The sequence below is a fragment of the Acidihalobacter aeolianus genome (genome assembly GCF_001753165.1).
Taxonomy (GTDB): Bacteria; Pseudomonadota; Gammaproteobacteria; order DSM-5130; family Acidihalobacteraceae; genus Acidihalobacter; species Acidihalobacter aeolianus.
Window position 1 is genome coordinate 824,238 of the sequence record NZ_CP017448.1, and the last position, 23,825, is coordinate 848,062.

Consider the following 23,825-nt stretch of genomic DNA (forward strand, 5'->3'; position numbering starts at 1 on the left):
ATTATCATTTATTAAGGTGGTGTCGTGAAGGGCGGAATCATCGGGCTGATCGGAAACCCCAATTGCGGTAAGACGACCTTGTTCAACGCCTTGACCGGTTCGCGTCAGAAGGTCGGTAACTGGCCAGGGGTGACCGTAGAGCGCAAGGAAGGCGCCTATGAGTATGAGGGGCAGACGCTGCAGGTGGTGGATCTGCCCGGTACGTACTCCCTGGACGCCGCATCGAGTGCGTCGCTCGACGAAGCCATCGCCCGTGACTATGCGCTTTCGGGCGAAGCCGATCTGATCGTCAACATCGTCGATGCGTCGAATCTCGAGCGTAACCTGTATCTCACCACCCAGCTGCTGGAAATGCGCGTGCCTGTCGTTCTCGCGCTCAACATGTGGGATGCGGCACGCGAGTTGGGCGTGAAGATCGATGTGCAGGGTTTGGCCGAAGGTCTGGGTTGTCCCGTGGTCAAGATGGTGGCCGCCCGTGGCGAGGGGATAGACGACCTCAAGGCCGCGATTCTCGCCCAGTTGGATGCGGAGAAACATCGGGGTGCGGAGATCGAGTACGCACCTCTGGTCGAGAACGCGCTAAGCGACATCGAACCACTTCTGCAACCCGCAGCCGATGATCATCGGGTGGAGGCGCGCTGGTTGGGCGTCAAGCTGCTGGAAGGCGATGTCTTGGCTCGTTCATGGGTGCCGACGATTGCCCTCGATGCGATGGAAGAGCACCAAAGGCGCATCGAGGAGCATCTTGGGGAACCTGCGGACGTATTCATTGCAGACGCTCGTTATACCTTCGTGCATACGCTGTTGGCGTCGGTCATGCGACGCGAAGGCGTGGCACGCCGCAGCACCTCCGACAGGGTCGACCGTGTGGTACTCAATCGTTATCTTGGGATTCCGGTATTTCTGCTGGTGATGTACCTCCTGTTCGTCATCAGCTTCAACGGGGGGAATATCTTTCTGGACTTCTTCGACGGCGCTTCGCATGCGATCTTTGTGGATGGTGTGGCGCGAACTCTGGAATCGCTGCACAGCCCAGGTTGGCTGGTCAGCCTGCTTGCCTACTCCTTAGGCGGTTCGATACAGCTCGTATCCACCTTCATCGCGCCGATCGGGATGACCTTCCTGTTTCTCTCGATCCTCGAGGATTCGGGCTATATGGCCCGCGCAGCCTTCGTGATGGACCGTTTCATGCGCCGCATCGGGCTGCCGGGCAAGGCCTTCGTACCCATGATCGTGGGTTTCGGATGCAACGTGCCCGCGGTGATGGCGACACGCACCCTCGAGGAGCCACGCGAGCGTCTGGTTGCTGCCTTGATGCAGCCTTTCATGTCGTGCAGCGCGCGTCTGACGGTGTACATGGCCTTCGTCGCGGTGTTCTTCCGGGAGCATGGAGGACAGCTGGTGTTCGCGCTTTATATCCTCGGCATCGCCGTAGCCATCTTCACCGCATTCATCCTCAAGCGCACGGCCTTGCGCGGAGAGGCCAGCCCCTTCGTGATGGAGCTGCCGGCATATCGTTTGCCGACGCTGCGCGGCATGTTGCGCAACACCTGGGACAGGTTGTCGGTATTTCTGTTGCGCGTCGGCAAGGTGATCATCATTGCATCGATGATCGTGACGGCGCTGGCCAGCATCAGCCCGCACGGCCGCGGCCTGGGCGATCATGAGGTCGGTGAATCGGTCCTTGCCGAGATCGGTCGAGGTGTGACACCGGTGTTCGCGCCCATGGGCATCAGCGAAGAAAACTGGCCGGCGACGGTCGGCTTGCTCTCGGGCGTGGTGGTCAAGGAGATCGTCATGGGTACGCTCAATGGAGTGTACGGAAAATACGATGCGGCCAACGCGGCATCTGCTGCGGGTGGGCGCCCGTATCTGTCGACCGAACTTGGCCATGCCGTGGCCACCATTCCCGCCAATGCGATGGCCTTTGCGCGCGGCTTCCTCGATCCGCTGGGTTTCGGAGGCCTACAGCGCGCTTCTGGCAGTATTGAGGCATCGGCTCAGGCTCAGGGGCTCCAGGTGAATACGCTGACGCGCATGGGTGCGCTGTTCAGCGTGCCGGCCGCAGTGGCCTATCTAATCTTCATCCTGCTCTACATGCCATGCGTCAACACCGTGGCTGCGATTCGCCGCGAAACCGGCAGTCGGGGATGGACCGCGTTCGCCGTGCTGTGGGGGGTGTTCTGGGCCTATGGTCTTGCGGTCGGCTATTACCAGCTGGCGACCTTCGACGCACACCCGGTGGCCTCGCTGTCATGGCTGGGGGGATTGCTGCTGGCCCTGGCCATCGTGGTAGTGGGGCTGCGTGCCTATGGTTTGCGCCGCGTGCCCTCGCTGACGCCGCGAGGTGCGTAATGGGGCCGCGTGCGATCAAGGCCTATCTGGAGGCGAGAGGCAGCGCGCCCATGCAGGACCTCATGCGTCGCTTCGACAGCGATGAGAGTGCGTTGGAAGGCGTTTTGGATTTCTGGATTCTGCGCGGACACGTGCGGCGCGTTGAGCTGACGGCAGGTGGATGCAAGGGCGGATGTACCGGCGGATGCCACGCAGACGGCATGCAGGCTGAGTCGGTAGTTTACGAATGGGTAGGCGCCGCAAGGCCGTTGCGGTTCATGCCGCCGTCGCTGCGCGGCGGCATGAAGAACGATTCGATCAGGTGATCAGCCCACCGGAAAATGCATATAGGCTCGCGCTGGCCGTCAAGGTGCCGATCAACGCCCCGGCGATTACATCGCTCGGATAGTGCAGTCCGAGTACCAGTCGTGAGAGGGCGACCAGAATCGTGAATGGGATCACCAGGATCGCCCACATCGGGTAGTAGGCGACGAGGATGATGCTGAAGGCGACGGCATGCATGGTGTGGCCGGACGGGAAGCTGAATTCGTCCAATGGCGGCACACTCTGCAGAATGCCGACCTCTGCCTGGCAGGGTCGTGGGCGGCTGGTGGTATGTTTGAGCCATCGGTAAAGCATCAGTGAGATGAGTCCGACGGCGACCATCTGCAGGCTGACGCGGGCAGCGGCGGCTCCGTGTATCAGCGGCAGAGTCAGGATGATGGTGTACCAGAGTACACCGTCGCCCAGGCGGCTGACCGCGGCAAACACCTTGGCTGGCAGCCGACGGTGATTGGCCCGGTTGAACAGATGGCAGACGTGCTGGTCGACCTCAGTCAGGCGTTCAAGCAGTCGCATGGCAATCCTCCTCCGTAGACGGGGATCTATCGGGTAAGGCGTACTCATAGAGTAGCGCTTCGAGCTGGTCGGTGATATGGGACCAGTCCAAGGTTTCAGCGGTATGACGCGCGGCCAGCCGCAAGCGTTCCAATTGCGTCGGTGCTTGCGCCAGGTTGGCCGCTATTTCCTCAAAGGTGTTTTCCTCGCCTAGCGGAGCAAGCAGTCCATTGATGCCTGATTTGATGTGCTCCCGGCCTGCAGCATAGTCGAAGCCGACCACTGCCAGGCCGCTGGCCATGGCTTCCAGTACCACGTTGCCGAAGGTTTCGCTGACGCTGGGGAACAGGAAAATATCCGAACTGGCGTAATGTCGCGCGAGATCTTCACCGACCCGAGGTCCGGCAAAGATCAGGTCGGGGTTTTCACGTCGCAGGATTGCTTCATGCGGACCATGTCCGACCAGAACGAAACGCAATTCCGGCGTACGTTGTTGCATGTGGCGAAAGGTGCTGACTGCCAGCGCGATGTTCTTTTCCGGGGCGAGCCTGCCGACATACAGCACGACGGGCGTATGCTCATCGGGTAATCCCCATGCACGGCGCAGTTCGCCATCCCTACGTTGTGGATTGAATAGCTGTGTGTTGACACCGCGGGATACGACCCGGGCATTGTGAAAGCCCTGTTCCATCAGTTTGTCCGCCAATTCCCGAGTGGGAACGAGGGTGCCCGTGGAACGGTTGTGGAATCGCAGCAATACCCTACGAATGGCGGGTTCGAGCCAGCCCAGACGATAATGCCGGCTGTAGTAGTCGAAGCGCGTGTGGAAACCGGTAATGGCGGGGATGCCCAGACGGCGCGCGACACGTAGGGCGGCCATGCCCAGAGGTCCTTCGGTGGCAATGTAGACGATAGTGGGCCGGAATCGAGCCCAGTTGCGGCGTAGCGCGCGTGCCACCGGTAGGCCAAATCTCAAGCCGCGATAGCCGGGAATGGGGACTCCCGGTACCAGACATTCCTCCAGGCCGCCGACTTCGATCCGGCTGCGGTCGTGGTGGCCTTGCCGAGGTCTTGTCAGCTGGATGCGATGCCCTCGCTCCAGAAGGCCGCCTGCCCAATGCCGGAGCGTATTGGCAACGCCATTAATCTCGGGCGGCCAGGTTTCGGTGACCAGCGCGATGCGCAGAGGCTGGCGGGGCTCGGGGGGAAGATCTTCGGTGTCCGTCCAGACCTGGGGCTGCCCGGCCGTCAGCATGTCCGCAAGGGCGTTCACGGATTCACCTCGTGTACGACGCCGCCATCTGGCCTTGTCGTGCTTGCGATATGGTTGAGAAACCCGGCAACGGCCTCGTGGGCGGATTCAGCCAGCGCACGACGTTCGACGCCTGCAGACTGCAGCGGCGCTAAAAACGCGATTTCCACCTCGATTCGAGGTTCTCCTAGCACCCGCCACGCATGTGCGGGCAGTGTGTCGTCGTCAACGAAAGGCACAGTGGGGTGGTGCGCTTGGCGCGGAAATCCCGCAGGTGGGAGATAGCGTAGCGCTATCGGCTGTACCGGGACGTTGGCGCGAATGGCGGCGGAGAACAGCCTTGGGTGGAAGGGGCGAACCAGATCGCCGCGTGTCGTGGTGGCTTCGGGAAACAGGATCACGCGCCGACCGCGGATCAAATGCCAAGTGATCTCTTCGGCGGCGGCGTCGGCGCCGCCGCGAGCACCGCGACGGATAAACAGGGTTCCTCCGCGTGCGGCCAGCCAGCCGATGATTGGCCAGCCGCGGACTTCAGATTTGGACAGGAAACTGACCGGTGCAACACCGCCGAGTGCAGCGATGTCGATCCAGGAAATGTGGTTGACAACCCAGAGCGCCGCTCCAGCTACAGGTTTGCCACGGATTTCCAAGCGCAAGCCCAGAATGCGGCCAATGCGGGCCCGCCACCAGCAGGCGATGGCATCGAAAAGGGGGCTGGGGGTGGTCTGACGCGCTCGGGTGAAGACGAGCGTCAGCACCACGCCCAACGCGGCGTGGAGCAGCAGGCTGAGCAGTCTATATGTGCGTCTCAGATTGCGCATCGGCAGATTGGCCCGGGCGGCGGCTCAGGTAGGAACCGGAAAGCGCACCCGTATGCAGGAAGTGCCGGCCATAGCGTGGGTTGAGCCGGTCGACTTCAAGCAGTATGAGCAGGTCGGCAACATTGAATGCCTTGTCCTCGCAAGGTTCTCCGCAAATCCAGGCGCCTAGACGGAGATAGGCCTTGAGCAATGGGGGGATGTTCAATGAGGATAGCGTACCATGCGATGCATCCATGGCTAGGGGATTGCGTGGCTGCACCCGTAGTTCGTCCGGCGAAAGGTGGCTACGGATGCGTGCCATGATGGCACGTGCCTCGTGTCCGCCATCACGCAAACCGATGCTGGCGCAACCGATCATGTAGTCGACTCGGTGGATACTCATGAATCGGCCTAAGGCTGACCACAGAACACCGATCGCAGCACCCGTACGATAATCAGGATGAATGCAGGTACGCCCAATTTCGATGATGCGCCCAGGCAATGCCAGGATGGGGCTGAGATCGAATTCGGATTCCGAGTAGAAACCACCGGACAGGCGAGACTGGGTGTCGGTCAGGATGCGCGTGCTACCGATAACCTCACCCGTTCTTACATCCCGTACCAACAAATGATGGCAGTAAGGGTCATAGCCATCGGTTTCCAGCCCCGGTGCGGATGAATGGACCTGCGCCCCCATTTCCTCGGCGAATATCCTGTAGCGCAGCAGTTGCGACTCGTGGATCTGCGCTTCGTTCGTCGCCAGTTCCGCTACCAACTGAGCTTGCACGAAGCCTTTGCGGGCAAGGTTGTCACCCATATTCAATCTCCTTCCAGCATTTTGTTCATGCTAGGAGGCCTTGTTGTCAGCGCCGTGACCAGGGCGTGATGCTTCAGTTACATGCCTGTGATGCGTATCAAGGCAATGGCAGGGTGTATTCCCCGGATTCTGTCGCATAGTCCTCTGCGTCCCACAGCTTGAGGCCGCCAGCAAGGTTTAGAACACGCGAGAAGCCCATTAGTTGCAGATTGTCGGCAGCCAGCGTACTGCGACCTCCGGTGTCACAATAGAGCACGATGGTTTTGTCACGCGCCTCACACAATACGGATACTCGCCGTGCGTTGTTCGGGTCGGCTGCACTCTCGATCAACCCTCGTGGAATCAACAGGGCCCCGGGTATGTGCGACCGTGCATATTCGTAGGGTTCGCGGGTGTCGATCAGGAGCAGCTCATCTACACGCTCCTCCAGCCATTCCGCCAGGTCGTCCGCGCTAACATCGGTTACGCGTGAACGCGCGTCTGTGATGAAATCTGCAAGCGTCTTGTGCATGTGACTCCTTGTTCAATCCCGTATTATTTGAAGGGAAATGTTGATGTTGACGTTTGTTTGATAATTATGAATTGCTTATGGAGATTCGGCCAATGTCGGTAGTGCTCTATCAGAACAACGAACATTTATGTGTGGCTTTCGGAGATTTGGTGGCAGGCGCGGGGGGCAGCGGTGTGCAGGCTAACCAGTTTCTTATCATCGACAATGACCAGAGCGCGATTCTCGATCCCGGCGGTGAGTTGACCTTCACTGCATTGACGGTGGAGCTGCGCAAGCATCTGAGCCTGGAGAAACTGACCTATCTGATCGCCTCGCACCAGGATCCGGACATCATCTCCTCGATGCAAAGCTGGGTGACACGTACGCAGGCGACCGTGGTGTGTTCGAAGCTGTGGTCGCGTTTTCTTCCCCATCTGTTGCCGTCCTATCTGGGCGACAAGGTGGGGGGCAATTGCCTCCCTCTGCCGGATGAAGGTCTGGACATTCCCTTGGGCAAGAGTGTGCTGAAGGCGGTGCCCGCCCACTTTCTGCACTCGGTCGGCAACTTCCATTTCTACGACCCGGTCAGCAAGATTCTGTTCTCGGGCGACATGGGAGCCTCCATCGGGGGTGGCGGTGTGGACCGTCCGGTTACCGACTTCGGGGCACATATCCCGTTGATGATCGATTTTCACCAGCGCTACATGACCGGCAATCGCGCTTGCCGCCTATGGGCGGACATGATTCGCGGGCTGGATGTCGAGATGATCGTCCCCCAGCATGGACAGTCATTCAAGGGCAAGGCGATGATCGGTCGATTCCTCGACTGGATTTCCGAACTTCGCTGCGGCGTGGACCTGATGAAACCGAAGAATTACGCCATTCCCTGAACGCTCGGGAACTGATCCGACCCGTTTGACACCGAATATTCACGAACTCGACCCGGCCGGACGGGGTCTCTGGCGAGTGCGGGCGTTTGCCCGTATTCGAATTCCTGGATTGAGGTGCCTTATGGGAAAGCCCGAAGATTTCGTCGACCGCGGCCGTCGTAGGCTGCTCCAGTCAGCCGGCGCCGCGGCCGGCATGGCTGTTGCCGCGCCGTGGTTGGCGCCGTTGGCCAAGGCGGCGGGCAAGGAGCCGCTGAGTGGGTTGCGCGACCGTATCGATCACATCATCGTGATCTATCAGGAGAACCGCAGCTTCGATCACTATTTCGGCACATACCGGAACCCCAACGGGCATCCGGTGGCCAATCTGCTGGACGCATCGGGCGAACTCGACCGCCGCTTCGACGGCCTGCAGAAGGACCCCGCCGGCGTGGCCTACGGCGTGCTGCCGGTGCCGCTCGATATTCCTGCCTTCGACAGCGCGAGCCTGGCCAACCGGCCATTCCATCTCGCGCCCTATATCCCCGCCGGCGACAACGTGCCTTGGGACCCCGCACATCATTTCTTTCGCATGTACGAGCAGGTCAATAGCGGCGCCATGGATCGTTTCGTCGGCCTCGCGCTGACGCGGCATGTGGCCGACATCGAGGCGCAGATCCGCAACATGCCCAAGGCTGGCACGGCCGCCTATCACGAACAGGTGGTCAAGCTGCTCACCGAGGCCTCCAAACCGTCCGGCGCGGTGATCGGGCATTACCGTCGCGAGGACATCCCGGCCTATCACGCGCTGGCCGACGAGTACGCGCTGTTCGACCATTTCTTCCAGGCCATGTCGGGCGGTTCCACGGGCAACGCCCTGTATCTGGCCGCGGCGCGCTCGTGCCAGTGGTCGCAGGCGCCCGCGAAGCTGGAGGGGCAGCTCGATCCGCCAATTCTCGATAAGCCCTACGACCGCCACGGCATCCTGATCAACGACCTGCCGCCGCTGCTCGGACCGACTGAGTCCTGGTATGGCGCGCTCAAGATCGCGCCGCCACCGGACGAACAGCACTTCGCCAACATCGGCGATCTGCTCAACCATGCCGGTCACGACTGGGCCTAGTATGCCGAGGGTTGGGACAAGGTCAAGCCATGGGCGCTGAAGACCGCCTTCGGCCCAGACGACGGCTCGGCGGTGGTGCAATCGGATCTCATCTATAACCCGCACCACAACCCCTTCCAGTATTTTCCGCGCTGGCCGGGCTACGTGCGCGGGGGGCACATGCGCGACGTGGAGGATTTCCGCGCCGACGCGCGCGACGGCAAGCTGCCGCCGGTGAGTTTCATCAAGGCCAGCGCCGCGCATGACGAGCACCCGGAGAACTCCGCCCCGGCCGTGGGCATGCACTGGGTGATGGATCGCCTCAAGGAACTGGCGGCGAGTCCTGCGTGGAGCCGCTCCCTGGTGGTGATCACCTACGACGAGGGCGGCGGGTTCTGGGATCACGTGGCGCCGCCGCGCCCGGATGCCTATGGTTGCGGCACGCGCATTCCGGCGCTGATGGTCGGTCCGTACGTGCGCCGCGGGTATGTAGACTCCCGCGTGGCCGACACTACCTCCGTGCTGCGCCTGATCGAACGGCGTTTCGGCTTGCCCAGCCTCACCGCCCGGGATGCCCATGCCTACGACCTGCTGGGCGCGCTGGACTTCACCCAGCGGCCGCGCGAACCGGTATTCCTCTAACTCGCAGCGGCCGGCTCGTCCGCGGCGAGGGCCGCGACGAGGGCCTCGAGGGCGTTGATCGGCGGTGCGCACGTCGCGCCGCGGCAATAGTAGGCACGCGGTGCATCGCCAGCCGGCTTGTCGGCGATGGCCGGCGGCAGGCCGGTTGCGCCGCCCGGCACCGCATAGGCCAGGCGCGCCGGTGCATAGGCCGCCAGGCAGCGCGCCAGCCATGCGCCCAGCGTTTCCTCCGGTCCGCGCAGGATCGCCAAGGCAGTGGGACGCAGCTGTTCCTCCAGGGCATCGAGCAGCGTGCAGTGTGCCGAGGGTGTCTGCGCGATGGCGCCGGAAGCGGCGGCCAGGGCGCGTTCGGCGGCTTCCAGGTAACGGGACTCTCCCGACAGATGTCCGAGCCGGGTCAAGGCGAGGGTGGCTATGCCGTAGCCGGAGGGCATGGCTTCGTCCGCCATAGGCTGACTGCGTTGGATCAATGCCTCGTGATCGTCGGCGGTGAAGTAGAAACCACCGTGCTCACGGTCCTCGTAGTGTGCGAGCAGGGTATCCGCGAGCGCGCAGGCGAAGGCGAACTCCTCCTCGCGCCAGCGCAGCTGCAGCAGTTCGAGTACGCCCTCGAGCATGAAGGCGTAATCGTCGAGGTAGGCGGAAAGATGTGCGCGCCCGTCCTTGCAGGTCGCGAGCAGGCGTCCGTCCTCCCAGAGGGTGCTGCGCACGAAGTCGAGCGCGCGCGTCGCGCTTTGCGCATAGTCGTCGCGCTGCAGATGGCGCGCCGCGGCCGCCATGCCGCGGATCATGAGACCGTTCCAGGCGGTCAGGATCTTGTCGTCCAGGCCCGGCCGGATACGGGTCTCGCGCAGTGCGAACAGGCGCTCGCGGGCTGCGGCGAGATGTGCCGCGGCGGTTGCCTCGTCGAGGCCAGCGATTGCGGCCGCTTCGGCCAGCGGGCGGGCGCCGACCAGATGCCAGCGGCCCTCGAAGTTGGGTGTCGAATCGAGACCGTAGCGCGCCGCGAACAGCGGGAAGTCGGTCTCGCCGACCGCTTCGCGCACCGCCTCGCGAGTCCAAACGTAGTAGCGGCCTTCCTCGCCCTCCGAGTCCGCGTCCAGCGACGAATAGAAACCGCCTTCCGGCGATTGCATCTCGCGCATGGCCCAGTCCGCGGTGGCCTCGGCCGTGGCGCGGAAATCCGCGCGCCCGGTGATCGCATGGGCCTGCGCATACAGGGCAAGCAGGGGGCCGTTGTCGTAGAGCATTTTCTCGAAGTGCGGGATCGCCCAGTGTTCGTCCACCGAATAGCGCGCGAAGCCGCCGCCCAGGTGATCGAACAGACCGCCTTCGGCCATGCATTCCAGCGTGTGCAGGGCCATCTGCAGGGCCTGTTCGTCCTCGCGTCCGTCGAGCCGGGTGGCTGCCCAGTGACGCAGCAGGCGGTTGAGGCTTGCGGTATGCGGGAACTTGGGCGCCGACTCGAAGCCGCCGCTGACGCGGTCGTAGCGTTGCGCCAGTTCCGCGCGGGCACGATCCAGCGTCATCGCGCCGAGTGCGTTTGGGTCAGGGTCGTGACGGCCGAGACGACCGAGCATCTCGAGCAACTGTGCGTTCTGGCGGTCGATATCATCACGGCGTTCACGGTAGATTTCCGCGACGCGCTCGAGCAGTGCTGGGAAGCCGGGCAGGCCGTAGCGCGGGGATTTTGGGAAATACGTTCCGGCGAAGAAGGGGGCCTGTTCCGGTGTGAGGAACACGGTCAGCGGCCAGCCTCCGCCACGCTGACTGAGCAGATAGTGTGCGGTCTGGTAGATCCGGTCGATATCAGGCCGTTCCTCGCGGTCCACCTTGATGTTAATGAAATTCGCGTTCATGACGTCCGCAATGGCTCGGTCCTCGAACGACTCGTGCGCCATCACGTGACACCAGTGGCAGGCGGAATATCCGATAGAAAGCAGGATCGGCTTGTCCTCTTCGCGGGCACGGGTGAGGGCTTCCTCGCCCCAGGGATACCAGTCGACGGGGTTGTCGGCGTGCTGCTGCAGGTAGGGGCTGGTCTCGTCGGCAAGCCGGTTGCGCGGGGTGCTGGACATCATGGCGGTCCTGTTGGGGTTCGTCGCGCACTTTAGCCCAGCCGGCGGCTGGATGTCGCGGTCGGTATTGGCGACGGTTGCGTTGGCGATTGTCGACTGATATGAAGTGATCATGGGTACGGAAAGGCCGGAAGCGGCCACTCTTGAAGGTGCGGCGCTTGACCTGGCGGTGGCCCAGGCCCTGCGGCTGTCCCCGGAATTCGTCGACGGTGTGGTGTCCGTCGACGGCGTACGCTTTGCGCCTTCGCGCGACTGGGCTGACGGTGGTCCGCTGATCGAGCAGTTCCGCATGCGCATCCACGTTCTCGAACTTTCCTGGGGGCGGGGGCAGGCGCTATGGGCCGCCGAATTTCCCGGCTTCGGTTTCGAGGACAACGGTTTCGCGCACGGCTGGAGTTCCGGCCCGACGCCGCTGCTTGCAGCCATGCGTGCGCTGGTCGCCGCGCGTGCCCTGCACCGTACGGCACCGGCCGATAACGAGTGGGAGGATGCGGGGCGCCGTGAGGCCGTGGCCCTGCTGGTCGAGCTGGTGCGACGCGCCGGCGTCGGCAGCCCGGCGACCCCGATGCGCGTGCAGCGGCTGGTCGAGCATCTGCAGCGCGACGGACTGAATCTCGGTTATCGCTTCACCGAGCGCCCTTATGGGCAATACTGCGAAACCCTGGCCAGCGACCTGGCCCGCCTGACGGCGCTGGGGGTGCTGCGTCTCAAGCGCGAGGCGGCCGGTGTTTCGAGCTACATGCCAGGTGCCGAAGCGGGTGATTTCGTCGCTCGCGAGCGCGGTTATGTGGACCGCCATCGCTTGGCCCTGGATCACCTGCTGCGCGACGGTGGCGGCACTACTTCTGCCTGAGTCCGTCAGCGCTGGCGTCATGCCGTACAATACACCCTCTTTGCCGGAGGGGCCCCTCAGTGACCGATACCGAATTGCCCGCGCTGCGTCTCAAACGCGGCGAGGACCGCCGGCTGCGTGCAGGCCATCTCTGGGTGTTCAGCAACGAGATCGACGTCAAGCACACACCACTCGATGCCTTCGCGCCTGGCGACCCGGTGACCATCGAGGACGCCCAGGGCCACGCGCTCGGTACCGGCTACGTCAATCCCCATTCGCTGATCTGCGCCCGGCTATTGTCTCGCGATCGTCAGCACCCCTGGGGGCCGTCGCTGCTGGTGCACCGACTGAAGGTGGCCTTGAGTCTGCGCGAGCGCCTGTACGCAAGCCCCTACTACCGCCTCGTGCATGGCGAGGGCGATGGGCTGCCGGGTCTCGTGGTCGACCGCTACGGCGAGGTGCTCAGCGTGCAGGTGACCACCGCGGGCATAGAACGCCAGCTCGATGCCCTGCTGGCGGCGCTGGACAAGGTGGTACGACCGGCGACTGTGCTGCTGCGCAACGACACCGCGATCCGCGAGCTTGAGGGACTGGAACGTTACGTCCGCGCGGCGCAGGGCGAGCCGCCGGCCGATATTGAGGTCGAGGAGGGCGGTCGGCACTTCGTCGCGCCGTTGGCATCCGGCCAGAAGACCGGCTGGTTCTACGATCAGCGCGACAACCGCGACCGCCTGGCGGACTTCGTCGCCGGGGCGCGCGTGCTCGACGTGTTCAGCTACGTCGGCGCCTGGGGCGTGCGCGCGGCGTTGAGCGGAGCGCGCGAGGCGCTGTGTGTGGACGAATCGCAGACGGCGCTCGATTATGCCGCGCGCAACGCGGCACTCAACGGCGTGGACGATCGCGTGGCGACGCGGCGCGGCGATGCCTTCGAGGTCCTGCGGGAGCTGCGCGAGGCCGGCGAACGTTTCGACGTCGTGATCCTCGACCCGCCGGCCTTCATCAAGCGGCGCAAGGATCAGCGTGCCGGGGAACAGGCCTACCGGCGCCTGAATCAGGCCGGCATGCAACTGCTCGATCGCGACGGTTTCCTGATTTCGTGCTCGTGCTCCTACCACCTGCCACGCGACACCCTGGTCGCGCAGATGCAGCAGGCGGCACGCCACCTAGACCGGGAACTTCAGGTGTTGGTGCAGGGCTATCAGTCTGCCGATCATCCGATGCATCCGGCGATTCCGGAGACGGCCTATCTGAAGGTGGTGTACGGGCGCGTGCATCGTTGATAGGGTTATCGGTAGCACGGCAAAGCGAAGCCTGCTCCCGGCGGTGTGGGGTGTTGCCCTGATCGGTGGGCGTAAGCTACTTTGCGGCGCGCACCATCACGCCCTCCTGTTGTTCCTCGACGGTGATCAATCGCATGGAAAAAGCACAAATCCTGGAAGCTCTGACGCCGATCGCGGTACTGCAGGCCATTACCCCAGAGGCCGTTCAGTCGATCCCTTATTGCCACGTGCGGCATAATTTAGTCGCGATCTACCAATTCCCATTCCATATAGGCCGTGACTCCCGGGTCAGGGTGGACGAGAAAACCGGCGAACTGCTCAGGATCGAACGCCAAAAGGTGGGTGTCAGTGACCCCAACAACGATCTATATCTGATAGACAGCGGCGGACTTCTCAACATCTCCAGAGCCCATCTGAAGATCGCGCGCCACGATAACAAATTCAAGATTGTCGACCGCGATAGCGCCTGTGGATGCCTTGTAAATGATGAGCATTTTGGCGGCCAGGACGCGGGCGGTGAGCATCTTATCGAGGATGGCGATGAACTGGGTATCGGTACTCAGGACACACCTTACCGGTTCCGATTCATTGTTTTGGAAACCACGTGAGAGGCTGACAAGCCAATAGGCGGCATTGCGCCCCAGCGGGTGCGAATAAGACCTGGGTAATCGCGAGTGTATTCGGATTGCGAGCGCGCTAAGTCTGCAATGACAGCAAAAGGGCAAAGCCTCAGCTCGCATTGGTCCCCTTATGTGGCGAGAGCAATGATGCACGCGAAACGCGTCATGCAGATCATGTCAGTTAATTGCATGACGTACCGCTGCATGTGCTTGTAAACGCAAGTCGCAACAACACCAATCCGCACCACAACACCACGAACGCTCTGCTAGCATAGCCAACCATGATCCCTTACCCGCATATCGATCCGATCGCCTTCGCCATCGGCCCCGTGAAGGTGCACTGGTACGGCATCATGTATCTCGCCGGCTTCGCCGCTTATCTCGCGCTCGGCACTTATCGCGCGCGCAAGCCGGAATACCCGCTCAACCCCGAGCAGGTCGGCGATGCCCTGTTCTACGGCGCGCTCGGTGTGGTGCTCGGCGGGCGCATCGGCTATGTGCTGTTCTACAACTTCCCAATATATCTCGCGCATCCGCTCCAGGTGTTTGCCGTGTGGGACGGCGGCATGAGTTTTCACGGCGGCATGGTGGGTGTGATCCTGGCAATGGCTTGGTATGCCCGACGCATCGGCCTGAAGCTGTTCCAGGTGACCGACTTCATCGCGCCGATGGTGCCGATCGGTCTGGCCTGCGGGCGCATCGGCAACTTCATCAACGGCGAGCTGTGGGGCAAGGTCACCACGCTGCCCTGGGGTATGGTGTTCCCCAACGCGGGCCCTCTGCCACGCCAGCCGAGCCAGCTTTACGAGTTCTTTTTCGAGGGCGTGGTGCTGTTCAGCACCTTGTGGCTGTTTTCCAGGAAACCGCGCCCGCTCGGCGCCGTGTCCGGGCTGTTCCTGCTGCTCTACGGGACATTCCGTTTCCTGGTCGAATTCGTGCGCGAGCCCGACCCCCAGCTCGGCTATCTCGCCTTCGGCTGGGTGACCATGGGGCAGGTGCTCAGCCTGCCGATGATCCTGCTCGGCGCGGGTCTGCTGATGTGGGCCTATCGCGCGCGCAACCAAGGGGTAAGGGCATGAAGCAATATCTCGACCTGATGCGCCACGTGCTGGAGCACGGCACACGCAAGGAAGACCGCACCGGGACCGGCACGCTGTCGGTGTTCGGCCATCAGATGCGCTTCGATCTGGCGCAGGGCTTTCCGGTGGTAACCACCAAGAAACTGCACCTGCGCTCGATCATCCACGAGCTGCTGTGGTTCCTGCGTGGCGACACCAACATCGGCTATCTGCACGACAACAAGGTCACCATCTGGGACGAATGGGCCGATGAGAACGGCAATCTCGGCCCGGTCTACGGCAAGCAGTGGCGGTCCTGGGCGACCGCCGACGGCGGCGCCGTCGACCAGATCGCACAGGTGGTCGAGGCGATCCGGAAAACGCCCGACTCGCGGCGCCTGATCGTGAGCGCGTGGAACGTGGGCGAGCTGGCGCAGATGGCGCTGCCGCCCTGCCATCTGCTGTTCCAGTTCTACGTCGCCGACGGCAAGCTGTCCTGTCAGCTTTATCAGCGCAGCGCCGACATCTTTCTCGGCGTGCCGTTCAACATCGCCTCCTACGCGCTGCTCACGCACATGATCGCGCAGGTCGTCGGCCTTGAGCCCGGCGATTTCGTGCATACCCTGGGCGACGCGCATCTCTATCTCAACCACCTCGATCAGGCGCGCCTGCAGCTTTCGCGCGAGCCGCTGCCGCTGCCGCGTCTCGTCCTCAACCCGGAGGTGAAGTCGATCTTCGATTTCCGCTTCGAGGACATCGCCATCGAGGGTTACGCCAGCCACGAGGCGATCCGCGCGCCGGTGGCGGTGTGAGTCGGCCGATCGTTTCGCTGGTGGTTGCGGTCGCGCGCAATGGCGTGATCGGCCGCGACAACGATCTGCCCTGGCGACTGCCCGACGACCTCAAGCGGTTCAAGGCGGTCACTCTGGGCAAGCCGGTGGTGATGGGGCGCAAGACCTTCGAGTCCATCGGCCGGCCGCTGCCGGGGCGGGAGAACCGTATCGTCACGCGCCAACCGGGCCTGCGCATCGAGGGATGCCGCGTGTTCCAGCGTCTGGAGGACGCGCTTGCCGGTCCCGACGAGGAGATCATGGTGATCGGCGGCGCGCAGATCTATGCCGAGGCGCTGCCCCTGGCGGAGCGTCTGTATCTCACTGAGGTCGACGTCGAAGCCGAGGGCGATGCGCGCTTTCCGGTCATCAATCCGTTGCTGTGGCGTGAGCTCAGCCGCGAAGAACATGCGGCCGATGCTCGTCATGCCCACGGATTCGTATATCGTGTGCTGGAACGCGCGGGTGAGGAGATCGTCTGAGCCCGTGATTGCAGTCGGATTGCCTGAAAAACGAACGGCGGCCGAAGAATGCAAAGCTAGTAGCGATATTGGGGCGCCAGCCATGAGCGACGGAGATATCATCGCGGAACCGATAGGCCACGCGACGAAGGAAGAGACCACTACCAATAAACGGGTGTTCTCGTTCTGGGACGATCTCAGCGATTTCGGCCCTGAGTCAGTCGACGACGCGATGCATTACTGCATGGGGCGGCTCAGTGCCTGGATCGGCGCGCAAAACGCCTATTGGATTGGCACGATACGCATGGTAGACGGCCGGGATGCCTCCCTCGACGCCCTGAGCGGTTGGCGCCTGAGGGCGTTGCACACCCTCTACCCGCATCTGACCCACCCTCGGCGGTTGAAACAGGCGCGCAAGGTGTTCGACTCGACCGATCCTGGGATGTCCACCCTGGCAGCCCTAGCCAGTGCCGGGCAATTCCGTTCATATAGTCTGGGTACGGGAATGCTGGATCTAGAGCAGTACCGGCAGACGGATCATTACGATTACTTTTATCGCAAACCCGGCATCTGTGATCGCATTTGGGTGGTGTTTCCGGTGAATGTGGATGCCGAGTCCTGCTTCTGCTTCGACCGGATCGGCGACGATGTCTGGTTCAGTGCCGAGGATATCGAAGTCGTTACCCAGGCCCTGCGCGGCATCAAGTGGTTTCATCGTCAGCTGTTGCTGAGCCATGGTCTGGGTTTGGCCAGCGAAAAGCTCATGCCGGCCGAACGGCGCATGGCCCAGGCCCTGCTCAGCGGCGCGTCGGAAAAGGTCATCGCAGAACGCCTAGGGCTGACGCCGGCGAGCGCTCACCAGTATGCCAGTATGGTGTATCGGAAATATGGTGTTCGCGGTCGCTCGGAATTCATGTCCTTGTGGGTCAACAACCGCTTCTAACCCCGTCCCGCGCTGCGTCCTGTTGGCGTACCCAGTGTTGCTCAGCCTATACCCTTGCTAATTCGCAAGGGTTCCCATCCTGGACTACATAAATATCATTACATCAGCGCATCCTGATGGATGAGCCGTTGCTTTGTTCGGGGCCCTGTCGAGACAAGACTGCGCCGGCGTAATCGGTGCGGTGTTTCGGCAAGTGCCCGAACAACCTTTCGTCGACCATGGAGAGGGCATAGCCGATGCAAAGGACGTACTGGTGTCGAGCGAGTGCTGCGTCATGTTGACGGGACCGGTCGAGGTGCCGGCGGTGAAGCCCGTTACGGATACCTGGGGCTTCTTCGGGCATGACGGGATGATGGCCGGCGGCGTGGTGACCTTCCGTCCGGGCGCAACCCGATTCATTTCGTTCACGGCGCATTTCAGCGACGCGGAACTCAGGGTGGAAAGCGCCCTGGATTGCTCTTCATGGAGCCGCTGTGCCTGGAACGGGGGTGCGATGCACGATCTTTCATCGCATCTGCGCTTTTCTAGTCCACCCGGCAACTCGGACCTGTTTTACGTTGGCTACGCTGCGGCGAGCGGGAACATACTGGCAAAGCACCTTGCGTTGACCGCTTTCCGCTTCCATGGCGGGCAAAAAAACGGGTCATTCATAGCCTATGTATCCGATTGCCCTTCCCGGTGTGAGTCATCAGGCACGACTTACGTACAGCATGGTTCTCCATCCCCGATTGATCGTTTTTTCCTGCACCTCCCTCCCTTGGGAGCTGTAGCGATATTTGCATGCGGATTCTTGCTGTTGGCAGCGTTATACGTTCGTATTTCGATGCCGAATCAGTACGCTCGATCCCCCGATTGAGTGCTCGTTCGTAGCCGGGGCGATGTGTATAAGCCGACCGTCGTACAGAGGTGAAGCGATGAGTAAATTCCTGGAGCGGTTTTCGAAGAGCACTGCGGCAACGCGGTCGGTTCGTCATACCATCGGAATGTCGATGGTGTTAGCACTCGTGGTTTCAGCCGGGTCTGCTGCCGCTGCTCAGGCTGGCGACGGAATGACCCATACATGCGGACGCTTGTGTCGGGATGGTGTGGTGGCACCCGACGGTCTGGGTTTCGACGTCATGAACGTCCAACTCGTATTGGGCACGCATTTGCGTTTCGACAATTCAGGGCGAAAGACGCTCAAGGTCGATATCGATACCTGGCGCGGCATCCGTGTGCGTCAGCTTTCCGTGCCGGCGCACGGAACGGCCGAATGGACCCCTGAACACTATGGGGTTTACGACTATTTCAATGCCGGCACGACGGATTTTTCCGGTGTGAAAATCGATGATGGTCGCGGTGGCAAGGTCTACCAGGTCGTTGCCAGACATCGCTCTGCGAATTTCCCGGACCCGGGTTACGGTGTCGTTGTCGTCACCAATAGGAGGGGCGGGGGCATCCCGCTCAGTGCGGACTATGGTTCGGCGGAGGTGCCGGATCCAAGACAGGGCCGAACCGTGCATGCCTTCATGGACAGGCCGCGTGCCTGGATGGAGATTTCCTCATACACGATGACCTTCAAGCCCTGGGTGCTCGTGGTCAGGGCCGGGCAACCGATCGGCCTGTATAACGAGGACGGCATGAATCACGCCTTTTTCCCCGGCAGCTATCCCGTGATGTACGACGACCGCGGGCACCTGCGCTGGTATCGCGACCACTTTCGCGGATTCGTGCTGCACAAGGACGGTGGGCATCGCGTCGTGAGGTTCTACCGTCCGGGGGTTCACCATGTGTTCTGCATACTGCATGCCTCCCCCTGGCGTCACACCTACAGGCCGCACCGGATGGCGGGTAATTTCCCCTACGTCATGGATGCGGTCATCGTGGTCGAACCGCGGCCGAGCGTTTGAGGGCGTGATCCGGACGGATTGGCCCAGTGAATAAACGGGAGCGGGTCGTTCAATAGCCACGGCGGCGATCCACGGCATAGTCTGGCGCCTCGCCGGACAGGGCACGGCGGCAGTTGGCCACGATCTGGCGGGCGGCCGTCTCCGGCACGGCCACGCTGGCGAGATGGGGCGTGATCGTGACCTGCGGCATATCCCAGAAAGGGTGCTCTGGCGGGAGCGGCTCGCGTTCGAATACGTCCAGCGTCGCCTCGGCGATCTGCCCGTCGCGCAGCGCCGCGAGCAGGGCGGGCTCGTCCACCGTCGAGCCCCGGCCGACATTCACGAAGCTGGCGCCGCGGGGGAGCGCGTAGAGCGCCTCGCGGTCGATGAGGCGGTGCGTGTCCGGCGTGGCGGGCAGCAGGGCCACGAGGATGTCCGTCTGCGCGAGGAATGCCTGCCGCTGATCCGGACCCGCGAAGGTCTCTATCCCGGGGAGTGTTTTCGGGTTGCGCGACCAGCCTGAGACGCGAAAGCCCTGTGCCGCCAGCGACTGGGCGGCGTGGGCGCCCAGGTAGCCCAGGCCCATCAACCCGACGCGCGTGTGCGCATGCGGTTTGGGGTGGATGTAGGTCCAGCGGTGTGCGCGCTTCGCTTCCTCGAAGCGGTGCAGATTGCGGTGGTAACGGAGTACGGCGAGGAGCACGTAGCCGCTCATCATCTCGGCCTGGCCCTCGTCCGCCAGCCGGACGATGGGAATGCCTTCAGGCAGCGTCTCGTCGGCCGCGATGGCGTCGATGCCGGCGCCGAGATTGATAATGAGCCGAAGGTTGCGGAAGGTGCGCAGGGCACCGGGTTCGGGCTTCCAGACGAGCGCGAAATCGACGTCGTCGGGATGGCCTGCATCCGGCCAGACGCGCACCTTCAGCTCGGGCCAGGCCCGCTGCAGTGCGGGTACCCATTCGGCCGGATCGTCCAGCGCGCTCATGAAGAGCAGGGTAGGCGCACGGCTCATCGGTCGTAGCCTGGGTTGACGGCGTCCAGACGGCGCAGCATGGCGGCAAAGTGGATCGCCTTGGCCATTCGTTTCTCCTCGATCATCTGTTCGGCGGTGCGCGCGACGACGGCCTCGGGAATCAGCCGGGGCGGCTGGCCGGAGGCATACACAAGGTACTGGTCGCGGCAGGCCCATTCCAGGTAATGCAGGTCGTACACGCAGCCCTCGATGTCGTCGCCGATGACGGTGACTCCGTGGTTGGCCATCAGCAGGACATCATACCGGGCAAGCGCCTCCACGATCCGGTTCGCCTCGCCGTCGTCAAGCACCAGGCCGCCGTAATCTTCCAGGTAGGCTGTTCTGCGGACGAAGCGCAGACTGCTCTGGTTGACCGGCAGCAGGCGCATGTCGGCCAGGGAGGCGAGGGCCGTCGCGTAGGGCATGTGCGTGTGGAAGATGCAGCGCGCCCTCGGCACGCCGGCATGGATGCGGGCGTGGATGTGGAAGGCGGTCGGTTCCCATTCGCCTTCGCCCGCGACCACGCTTCCTTCCGCATCGACCTTGATCAATCCGCTGGCGGTGACCTCCGAGAACAGCGGCCCGAAGGGCTTGAGCAGAAAGTGCTGCGGTTCGCCGGGCACGGCGCAGGAAAAATGGTTGAAGACGCCGTCGTCCATGCCTTCGAGCGCGGAGATCCGATAGGCCGCGGCCAGCCGGACTCGCTGGGACCATTCTGCATCTGTCATCGGTATGGGCATTGGGGCGATAGTGGCAGGCGACTGCCCGGTCGGGCGGTCGCCTGCGCGTTGGTCAGGACGTGTGGGTCATGGCGTCCACGTAATGCGGGTTCACGAACATCTTCCAGTCGGGGCTGTACGCCATGGGTACCTCCTTCTGGAATTTCATGACCTGTAGCACGTCGCCGATGCTGACCTTGTACGACATGGCGCCCATGCCGGAGAACATGGTCTTCATTTCGGGCAGCGTTACGTTATGCACGCCGAGGTAGATGCTCTTCGCGAGCTTGGGGCTCACGCCCATCCTGTCGCCCATGATCCTGTAGGCGGCCTCCGGGTGGGTCTTGATGAACTTCAAGCCCGCCAGATAGCCCTCGATGATGTGCTTGACGACCATGGGGTGCGCCTTGGCGTAGCCCTGCGCGAACACGATGTTGTCCGTCACCAGCCCCGGCACGTCGTGCGACGAGAAGATCACGCGGACGTTCTTGTCCTTGCTCAGTGCGACGCTGACATTGGGCTGCCAGGTCACGCCGACCTTGACCGTGTGCGACATCAGCGCGGTCGGGACGGCGTTGGCCTCCATGTTGACCTGGGAGACATCATGCAGGTTGAGGCCCGCGTGCTTGAGCGCGCCCAGCAGCAGGAGTTCGGAGTAGGACATCGTGTTCAGGGCGATTTTCTGACCCTTGAACATCTTGACCGACTTGATGCTCTTGTCCGCGAGGATCGCATCCGCACCGTCGGAATAATCCATCGGCAGCACGATGGGGGTCTTGTAGCCCTTGCGGTAATTTTCGATGACCTGATTCATGCTGAGGTTGGTGGAGTCCAGCTTGCCTGCGAGCAGCAGCGCATCGCGGCCGGATTCCATGTTGATGTATTTGAATTCTATGCCCTTGAAGAAATGCTCCTTTTCCGCCACCCAGATCGGGGCGAAACCGGGCCATGAGTCGCCCGCGAACGTGAATTTCGTGAGCTGGGCGGCATGGGCCGGCGACTCGAATGCCAATAGGCCGAGCAGTGCGAATATGGCGTACGTAAATTTTTTCACCGTGATCTCCGTTGTCATGTTGATGGGTCAGAAATGACCTGACGGCTGGGCCGTCATGGGACGCAATGCATATTCAACGGCCGGCTGTTCCTGCGTATTCCATGCGTGTTTTTATTGGTATGGATTTTCATGCGAAATCATTTGTTGGGCTTGAATAGTTCTTGGCGGAATTTATCCATGCTTAGCAAGCTGCGAATGGGTTGCGTGTCGGGGTGTGGTCTCATCACGCATCCCCGTCGCCCGCCATCCCATACAGGGCTGCCGGGTGGGCGGCGATGCCGAACCCGACCAGTCCGCGCACGCCCTGCGTATCCAACGCGGCCAGGCAGACGCCCGGCAGGTGTGTCGGCGTGACCCGTGTCGCATCCAGGCCGACCTTGCGCCCGAGGACGGGGTGGCGGGCGAGCAGCACGGCGTTCGCCGTTTCGGCCAGTGCCGCGACCCGTGCCGGATCGAAATTCGCCGCGTGCGCCGGCGCGGCGTCCAGGGCCATGGCGCCCAGACCCAGCGCATCGATCAGGGCGCTGTCGCCGATGGCGGGGAGCCTCTCGAGCGTGGGCGGCATGTCGGGCAGCGTTGGGCCGAGGGGCGGCGATGCGGGCGCTGCGATCCACTCGTCCGGCGCGCCGGAACGCTGGATGCCGAAGGTCCTGCCGTTGCCGCCCGCGGCGATCACCAGATCGCCCTTGCCGTAGTCGCGCGCGGCCGAGAGCATGCACAGACACGCGGCCATCCACGCGTTCAGGAACAGGTGGGTGTGGGCGCGCAGAAAGGACGCCGACGCCTCGTCGAGCCGGTCCGGGTGCAACCGGTCCGCCAGCAGGCCCGAGGCGATGCCGACGCGGGCATGCAGTTCGTCTCCCTGCGCCAGCGCCTCGGCGGCGAGCGGGAGCAGTTCGATCGCTTCGGGCAGATCGGCGAGGGCGGGCGCGAGCGTGCCGTGGACCCAGCGCAGTCTTGCCACGACCTCGGGCGTTGCCAGGCCGAAGCGCAGTGCCGGGCCCGGGCCCTCGTTCAACGGGGCGTAGGCCACGCGCCCGGGGTGCGCGGTATCGACCACCGCATGCAGCCACATGGACGATGAAACGACGGCGGCGAGCGGCGTGGCGACGCCAAGATCCTGCGCCGGCCGCAGCCGGACCTTCCCCGCCGCGAGTAGTGCATCCGCCGCCTCAAGGTCCGCAGCCAGGCCTTCGAACACCAGGGCGGCGCAGACCGCATGGCGCAGCGGTGGGCAGAGGTCCTCGGGCGTATCGATGGGCGGACCGGCGTGCAGCAGTTCGCCCTCGCGCAGACCGAGGGTCGGGCCGGCGGGCACCGTATTGCGCCATTCGGGCCTGACGCCCGCGACGCGTTCGGCGGCGGTCAGGGTATCCGGGGTGCTGGTGGCGGCGGTCATGACAGCTTGATCGGCGCGCGCGAGTAGTGGTTGTTGGCCTCGACCAGACGGATCAGGTAGTCCGTGAAGCGCGCCCGATCCTCCGCGCCGAGGTGGGCGACGGTGCGCTCGTGCGCACGGCGTGCGAAACGGTCGATGTCCTGCAGCAGGGTCGTGCCGGTGTCCGTGAGCTGGACGATGCGCTGACGGCGGTCGTCGGCGTTGCGGGTCCGGGTAATCCAGCCGCGCGCCTCGATGCGCTTCAGCACATGCGTGGTGGTGGCGAGGTCCATGCCGACCCGGTTGGCGAGGCCGGTCTGATCCAGCGCGCCCTCGTGCAGCGCTGTGAGCATACTGTACTGCACGGGGGTGATGCCGAATTCCCGGCATTCCTCGAGAAACAGGGCGACGTGGATCTGGTGCAACCGCCGGATCAGGAAGCCGGGCCGGGAGGCGAGCTGGGCGTAGTTGCCGTCGATCGCGTCTTCGCTGTCGTCCTGGATGTCGGGTTCATGCATCTGCACGCGTCCTCCTGTTGCATCCGTGCCCGTT

General features: G+C 63.0%; 23 protein-coding genes and 1 pseudogene. 13 read left to right on the plus strand and 11 right to left on the minus strand.

Annotation, left to right across the window (positions count from 1 at the left end):
- Positions 1 to 24 precede the first annotated feature (24 nt).
- Entirely contained in the window at positions 25 to 2,355 is a 2,331-nt protein-coding gene (feoB, locus tag BJI67_RS03755) for a Fe(2+) transporter permease subunit FeoB (protein ID WP_070071897.1), read from the plus strand.
- Positions 2,355 to 2,660, plus strand: coding sequence for a FeoC-like transcriptional regulator (locus tag BJI67_RS16630; protein WP_070071898.1), 306 nt, complete (start codon positions 2,355 to 2,357; stop codon positions 2,658 to 2,660). Before feoB ends, BJI67_RS16630 begins: the two co-directional genes overlap by 1 nt.
- On the opposite strand, the gene BJI67_RS03765 is transcribed toward BJI67_RS16630, so the two are convergent.
- From BJI67_RS03765 to BJI67_RS03785, 5 genes are all read right to left on the minus strand, one after another.
- The gene (locus tag BJI67_RS03765; RefSeq protein ID WP_070071899.1) at positions 2,653 to 3,192 is read right to left on the minus strand and encodes a phosphatase PAP2 family protein; all 540 of its coding nucleotides are present in this window, start codon (positions 3,190 to 3,192) and stop codon (positions 2,653 to 2,655) included. The two genes, BJI67_RS16630 and BJI67_RS03765, sit on opposite strands and share 8 nt — an antisense overlap.
- Positions 3,179 to 4,444 (minus strand): glycosyltransferase family 4 protein, encoded by a 1,266-nt coding sequence (locus BJI67_RS03770; protein WP_231940894.1) that lies wholly within the window; start codon positions 4,442 to 4,444, stop codon positions 3,179 to 3,181. The genes BJI67_RS03765 and BJI67_RS03770 overlap by 14 nt, the downstream gene beginning before the upstream one ends.
- Positions 4,441 to 5,244: a lysophospholipid acyltransferase family protein gene (locus BJI67_RS03775; protein WP_070071900.1), complete on the minus strand. Its 804-nt coding sequence runs from the start codon at positions 5,242 to 5,244 to the stop codon at positions 4,441 to 4,443. The genes BJI67_RS03770 and BJI67_RS03775 overlap by 4 nt, the downstream gene beginning before the upstream one ends.
- Positions 5,219 to 6,040 (minus strand): GNAT family N-acetyltransferase, encoded by an 822-nt coding sequence (locus BJI67_RS03780; protein WP_070071901.1) that lies wholly within the window; start codon positions 6,038 to 6,040, stop codon positions 5,219 to 5,221. Before BJI67_RS03780 ends, BJI67_RS03775 begins: the two co-directional genes overlap by 26 nt.
- A 97-nt stretch (positions 6,041 to 6,137) precedes the next feature.
- The gene (locus tag BJI67_RS03785; protein WP_070071902.1) at positions 6,138 to 6,551 is read right to left on the minus strand and encodes a rhodanese-like domain-containing protein; all 414 of its coding nucleotides are present in this window, start codon (positions 6,549 to 6,551) and stop codon (positions 6,138 to 6,140) included.
- Positions 6,552 to 6,643: 92 nt separating this feature from the next.
- Here BJI67_RS03785 and BJI67_RS03790 point away from each other — a divergent pair, with 92 nt between their 5' ends.
- Both BJI67_RS03790 and BJI67_RS17915 read left to right on the plus strand, forming a co-directional pair.
- The gene (locus tag BJI67_RS03790; protein WP_070071903.1) at positions 6,644 to 7,420 is read left to right on the plus strand and encodes an oxygen-binding di-iron domain-containing protein; all 777 of its coding nucleotides are present in this window, start codon (positions 6,644 to 6,646) and stop codon (positions 7,418 to 7,420) included.
- 193 nt (positions 7,421 to 7,613) lie between these two features.
- Positions 7,614 to 9,140, plus strand: a pseudogene (locus tag BJI67_RS17915) (phospholipase C).
- On the opposite strand, the gene BJI67_RS03800 reads toward BJI67_RS17915, so the two are convergent.
- Complete coding sequence (locus BJI67_RS03800; RefSeq protein ID WP_070073931.1) at positions 9,137 to 11,221, minus strand: thioredoxin domain-containing protein; 2,085 nt, start codon at positions 11,219 to 11,221, stop codon at positions 9,137 to 9,139. The pseudogene BJI67_RS17915 and the gene BJI67_RS03800 sit on opposite strands and share 4 nt — an antisense overlap.
- Before the next feature lie 109 nt (positions 11,222 to 11,330).
- Between BJI67_RS03800 and BJI67_RS03805 the strand changes: the two genes are divergently transcribed.
- From BJI67_RS03805 to BJI67_RS03845, 9 genes are all read left to right on the plus strand, one after another.
- The gene (locus BJI67_RS03805; RefSeq protein WP_070071904.1) at positions 11,331 to 12,071 is read left to right on the plus strand and encodes a phage protein NinX family protein; all 741 of its coding nucleotides are present in this window, start codon (positions 11,331 to 11,333) and stop codon (positions 12,069 to 12,071) included.
- 59 nt (positions 12,072 to 12,130) lie between these two features.
- Entirely contained in the window at positions 12,131 to 13,330 is a 1,200-nt protein-coding gene (locus tag BJI67_RS03810) for a class I SAM-dependent rRNA methyltransferase (RefSeq protein ID WP_070071905.1), read from the plus strand.
- A gap of 134 nt (positions 13,331 to 13,464) precedes the next feature.
- Positions 13,465 to 13,938, plus strand: coding sequence for an FHA domain-containing protein (locus BJI67_RS03815; protein WP_070071906.1), 474 nt, complete (start codon positions 13,465 to 13,467; stop codon positions 13,936 to 13,938).
- 293 nt (positions 13,939 to 14,231) lie between these two features.
- Positions 14,232 to 15,029 carry a prolipoprotein diacylglyceryl transferase gene (gene lgt / locus BJI67_RS03820; RefSeq protein ID WP_070071907.1) on the plus strand — a complete coding sequence of 266 codons (798 nt, stop codon included), beginning with the start codon at positions 14,232 to 14,234 and terminating at the stop codon, positions 15,027 to 15,029.
- Positions 15,026 to 15,820: a thymidylate synthase gene (locus BJI67_RS03825; protein ID WP_070071908.1), complete on the plus strand. Its 795-nt coding sequence runs from the start codon at positions 15,026 to 15,028 to the stop codon at positions 15,818 to 15,820. The genes lgt and BJI67_RS03825 overlap by 4 nt, the downstream gene beginning before the upstream one ends.
- A complete protein-coding gene (locus BJI67_RS03830; protein WP_083250615.1) occupies positions 15,817 to 16,320 on the plus strand; it encodes a dihydrofolate reductase in 504 nt (167 codons plus the stop codon). Before BJI67_RS03825 ends, BJI67_RS03830 begins: the two co-directional genes overlap by 4 nt.
- An 82-nt stretch (positions 16,321 to 16,402) precedes the next feature.
- Entirely contained in the window at positions 16,403 to 17,242 is an 840-nt protein-coding gene (locus tag BJI67_RS03835; RefSeq protein ID WP_083250616.1) for a helix-turn-helix transcriptional regulator, read from the plus strand.
- Positions 17,243 to 17,435: 193 nt separating this feature from the next.
- Complete coding sequence (locus BJI67_RS03840) at positions 17,436 to 18,098, plus strand: hypothetical protein (protein ID WP_156782014.1); 663 nt, start codon at positions 17,436 to 17,438, stop codon at positions 18,096 to 18,098.
- A gap of 193 nt (positions 18,099 to 18,291) precedes the next feature.
- Complete coding sequence (locus tag BJI67_RS03845) at positions 18,292 to 19,131, plus strand: hypothetical protein (protein ID WP_156782015.1); 840 nt, start codon at positions 18,292 to 18,294, stop codon at positions 19,129 to 19,131.
- Between the two features lie 49 nt (positions 19,132 to 19,180).
- Here BJI67_RS03845 and BJI67_RS03850 read toward each other — a convergent pair whose 3' ends face one another.
- The 5 genes from BJI67_RS03850 to BJI67_RS03870 all read right to left on the minus strand — a co-directional run bounded on the left by BJI67_RS03850 (position 19,181) and on the right by BJI67_RS03870 (position 23,791).
- Entirely contained in the window at positions 19,181 to 20,122 is a 942-nt protein-coding gene (locus BJI67_RS03850) for a 2-hydroxyacid dehydrogenase (protein WP_070071911.1), read from the minus strand.
- The gene (locus tag BJI67_RS03855; protein ID WP_070071912.1) at positions 20,119 to 20,862 is read right to left on the minus strand and encodes a class II aldolase/adducin family protein; all 744 of its coding nucleotides are present in this window, start codon (positions 20,860 to 20,862) and stop codon (positions 20,119 to 20,121) included. Before BJI67_RS03855 ends, BJI67_RS03850 begins: the two co-directional genes overlap by 4 nt.
- Positions 20,863 to 20,914: 52 nt before the next feature.
- The gene (locus tag BJI67_RS03860; RefSeq protein ID WP_197513296.1) at positions 20,915 to 21,895 is read right to left on the minus strand and encodes an ABC transporter substrate-binding protein; all 981 of its coding nucleotides are present in this window, start codon (positions 21,893 to 21,895) and stop codon (positions 20,915 to 20,917) included.
- A 223-nt stretch (positions 21,896 to 22,118) separates the two neighbouring features.
- Positions 22,119 to 23,294, minus strand: a complete 1,176-nt coding sequence (locus tag BJI67_RS03865; protein ID WP_070071914.1) for an oxamate carbamoyltransferase subunit AllG family protein — start codon at positions 23,292 to 23,294, stop codon at positions 22,119 to 22,121.
- A complete protein-coding gene (locus BJI67_RS03870) occupies positions 23,291 to 23,791 on the minus strand; it encodes a MarR family winged helix-turn-helix transcriptional regulator (protein ID WP_070071915.1) in 501 nt (166 codons plus the stop codon). The genes BJI67_RS03865 and BJI67_RS03870 overlap by 4 nt, the downstream gene beginning before the upstream one ends.
- Positions 23,792 to 23,825: the final 34 nt, after the last annotated feature.

Coding starts and splice junctions, on each gene's coding strand:
- BJI67_RS03855 (WP_070071912.1), bottom strand. CDS start 20,862: ATGCCCATACCGATGACAGATGCAGAATGGTCCCAGCGAGTCCGGCTG.
- BJI67_RS03865 (WP_070071914.1), bottom strand. CDS start 23,294: ATGACCGCCGCCACCAGCACCCCGGATACCCTGACCGCCGCCGAACGC.
- BJI67_RS16630 (WP_070071898.1), top strand. CDS start 2,355: ATGGGGCCGCGTGCGATCAAGGCCTATCTGGAGGCGAGAGGCAGCGCG.
- BJI67_RS03805 (WP_070071904.1), top strand. CDS start 11,331: ATGGGTACGGAAAGGCCGGAAGCGGCCACTCTTGAAGGTGCGGCGCTT.
- BJI67_RS03835 (WP_083250616.1), top strand. CDS start 16,403: ATGAGCGACGGAGATATCATCGCGGAACCGATAGGCCACGCGACGAAG.
- BJI67_RS03825 (WP_070071908.1), top strand. CDS start 15,026: ATGAAGCAATATCTCGACCTGATGCGCCACGTGCTGGAGCACGGCACA.
- BJI67_RS03800 (WP_070073931.1), bottom strand. CDS start 11,221: ATGATGTCCAGCACCCCGCGCAACCGGCTTGCCGACGAGACCAGCCCC.
- BJI67_RS03870 (WP_070071915.1), bottom strand. CDS start 23,791: ATGCATGAACCCGACATCCAGGACGACAGCGAAGACGCGATCGACGGC.
- BJI67_RS03780 (WP_070071901.1), bottom strand. CDS start 6,040: ATGGGTGACAACCTTGCCCGCAAAGGCTTCGTGCAAGCTCAGTTGGTA.
- BJI67_RS03790 (WP_070071903.1), top strand. CDS start 6,644: ATGTCGGTAGTGCTCTATCAGAACAACGAACATTTATGTGTGGCTTTC.
- BJI67_RS03845 (WP_156782015.1), top strand. CDS start 18,292: ATGACCCATACATGCGGACGCTTGTGTCGGGATGGTGTGGTGGCACCC.
- BJI67_RS03850 (WP_070071911.1), bottom strand. CDS start 20,122: ATGAGCCGTGCGCCTACCCTGCTCTTCATGAGCGCGCTGGACGATCCG.
- BJI67_RS03775 (WP_070071900.1), bottom strand. CDS start 5,244: ATGCGCAATCTGAGACGCACATATAGACTGCTCAGCCTGCTGCTCCAC.
- BJI67_RS03765 (WP_070071899.1), bottom strand. CDS start 3,192: ATGCGACTGCTTGAACGCCTGACTGAGGTCGACCAGCACGTCTGCCAT.
- lgt (WP_070071907.1), top strand. CDS start 14,232: ATGATCCCTTACCCGCATATCGATCCGATCGCCTTCGCCATCGGCCCC.
- BJI67_RS03785 (WP_070071902.1), bottom strand. CDS start 6,551: ATGCACAAGACGCTTGCAGATTTCATCACAGACGCGCGTTCACGCGTA.
- BJI67_RS03815 (WP_070071906.1), top strand. CDS start 13,465: ATGGAAAAAGCACAAATCCTGGAAGCTCTGACGCCGATCGCGGTACTG.